General features: G+C 43.4%; 9 tRNA genes and 1 CRISPR repeat array. All 9 genes read left to right on the top strand.

Features of this window, described 5'->3' with window-relative positions:
* Window positions 1-63: 63 nt before the first annotated feature.
* The 9 genes from AB4Y15_RS13910 to AB4Y15_RS13950 all read left to right on the top strand — a co-directional run bounded on the left by AB4Y15_RS13910 (window position 64) and on the right by AB4Y15_RS13950 (window position 1,794).
* A tRNA-Ile gene (locus tag AB4Y15_RS13910) sits at window positions 64-140 on the top strand.
* 9 nt (window positions 141-149) lie between these two features.
* Window positions 150-225, top strand: a tRNA-Trp gene (locus AB4Y15_RS13915).
* Between the two features lie 17 nt (window positions 226-242).
* A tRNA-Pro gene (locus tag AB4Y15_RS13920) sits at window positions 243-319 on the top strand.
* Window positions 320-323: 4 nt separating this feature from the next.
* Window positions 324-400 (top strand) — tRNA-Ile (locus AB4Y15_RS13925).
* 14 nt (window positions 401-414) lie between these two features.
* Window positions 415-491: transfer RNA gene (locus AB4Y15_RS13930), tRNA-Ile, on the top strand.
* Between the two features lie 11 nt (window positions 492-502).
* Window positions 503-578 (top strand) — tRNA-Phe (locus AB4Y15_RS13935).
* A gap of 240 nt (window positions 579-818) precedes the next feature.
* A CRISPR array of direct repeats spans window positions 819-1,317; the repeat unit is 30 nt; unit sequence GTTACTAGAGTACCTATAAGGAATTGAAAC.
* A gap of 225 nt (window positions 1,318-1,542) precedes the next feature.
* A tRNA-Asn gene (locus AB4Y15_RS13940) sits at window positions 1,543-1,617 on the top strand.
* Between the two features lie 8 nt (window positions 1,618-1,625).
* Window positions 1,626-1,715, top strand: a tRNA-Leu gene (locus AB4Y15_RS13945).
* Window positions 1,716-1,719: 4 nt separating this feature from the next.
* A tRNA-Glu gene (locus tag AB4Y15_RS13950) sits at window positions 1,720-1,794 on the top strand.
* Window positions 1,795-1,860 lie beyond the last annotated feature (66 nt).

Consider the following 1,860-nt stretch of genomic DNA (forward strand, 5'->3'; position numbering starts at 1 on the left):
AAGGGAGTAGGTCCCTAATCGGGGCGCGAGGGTTCAAATCCCTCCTTCTCCGCCAAGATTTAAGGGCCCTTAGCTCAGCTGGCTAGAGCGTCCGGCTCATAACCGGCAGGTCCGGGGTTCGAGTCCCTGAGGGCCCACCAATTAAACGCAGGGGTGTAGTTCAGCTGGTAGAACGTCGGTCTCCAAAACCGAATGTCGTGGGTTCGAGTCCTGCCACCCCTGCCAAATAGAATAAGTAATATCGGGGTGTGGCGCAGTTTGGTAGCGCACGTGGTTTGGGACCATGGGGCCGGGGGTTCGAGTCCCTCCACCCCGACCAGTACGGGCTTATAGCTCAGCAGGTTAGAGCGCACGCCTGATAAGCGTGAGGTCGGTGGTTCGAGTCCACCTAAGCCCACCATAAATTCTCAATAAGGGCCCTTAGCTCAGCTGGCTAGAGCGTCCGGCTCATAACCGGCAGGTCCGGGGTTCGAGTCCCTGAGGGCCCACCAAAATAGAATACGCCCAGATAGCTCAGTCGGTAGAGCATGGGACTGAAAATCCCCGTGTCGGTGGTTCGATTCCGCCTCTGGGCACCAGAGGAGTTCCTATCATAATAGAATGTGATAGGGACTTTTTATTATAACCAGAACAACAATGTCGTCGACCTCCAGTAGTGCAAAAACCCTTGGGGATCGACGACTTTTTGTTTTTTGCAAAAAACGTGTAAAATTCAATATATAGAATGGTAAAACTCTAGTATATTAGTAGGAATTAACATAAAAAATCAGTTAATTGACTAATATGAAAAAATGTGGTAATATCAATATATGTAATGGGTTACTAGAGTACCTATAAGGAATTGAAACCGTTGATAATGGGGACAGAATATATAATATAGACGGTTACTAGAGTACCTATAAGGAATTGAAACATAGTTTAATAGGGACTCTCTATGATAGGGAGTTCCGTTACTAGAGTACCTATAAGGAATTGAAACTTTTGCAATAGTCTTTAATTTGCACCATCTTCAAATGTTACTAGAGTACCTATAAGGAATTGAAACGAGGAATTAGATGAAGTAGTACATGTGAATTGGAATTTTGTTACTAGAGTACCTATAAGGAATTGAAACTAAATGGAACAGAATTAGTAAGTAAAAATATGACTGGTTACTAGAGTACCTATAAGGAATTGAAACGAAGAGCAAAAAAGTGCATTAAAAAAACAACTTCTTGAGTTACTAGAGTATCTATAAGGAATTGAAACCTATCTATATCGTATTTTTTAAGTAAATTATTTAAAGAAGTTACTAGAGTACCTATAAGGAATGGGAACATTCTAACGTTGTTTACAGATTTAGTGCTGCTCACATGTTATTAGAGTATCTATGAGGATTTTTAAGGATAGATAACATAGAAAATTTAGAAACAATAATTAGTAGATGTATATATATATCAGCGAAGAGAAAAAAATAATCATAAAAATTTTTCAAAAAAGTTGTTGACATGGATTTATAATTGTGCTAATATATATCTTGTCGTCGCTGATAAAAAGTATTGTTCCTGGGTAGCTCAATGGTGGAGCAACCGGCTGTTAACCGGTAGGCTGTGGGTTCGAGTCCCACCCCAGGAGCCAAAAGAGATGCCGGGGTGGCGGAACTGGCAGACGCACAGGACTTAAAATCCTGCGGTCCTTATAAGACCGTACCGGTTCGATTCCGGTCCCCGGCACCAACAAGGCCCTATGGTCAAGTGGTTAAGACACCGCCCTTTCACGGCGGTAACCCGGGTTCGAATCCCGGTAGGGTCACCAAAATTGGGCGCGTAGCTCAGCTGGGAGAGCATCTGCCTTACAAGCAGGAGGTCATAGGTTCGAGCC

This window comes from Caloranaerobacter longqiensis (genome assembly GCF_050286925.1).
Classification (GTDB): Bacteria; Bacillota; Clostridia; order Tissierellales; family Thermohalobacteraceae; genus Caloranaerobacter.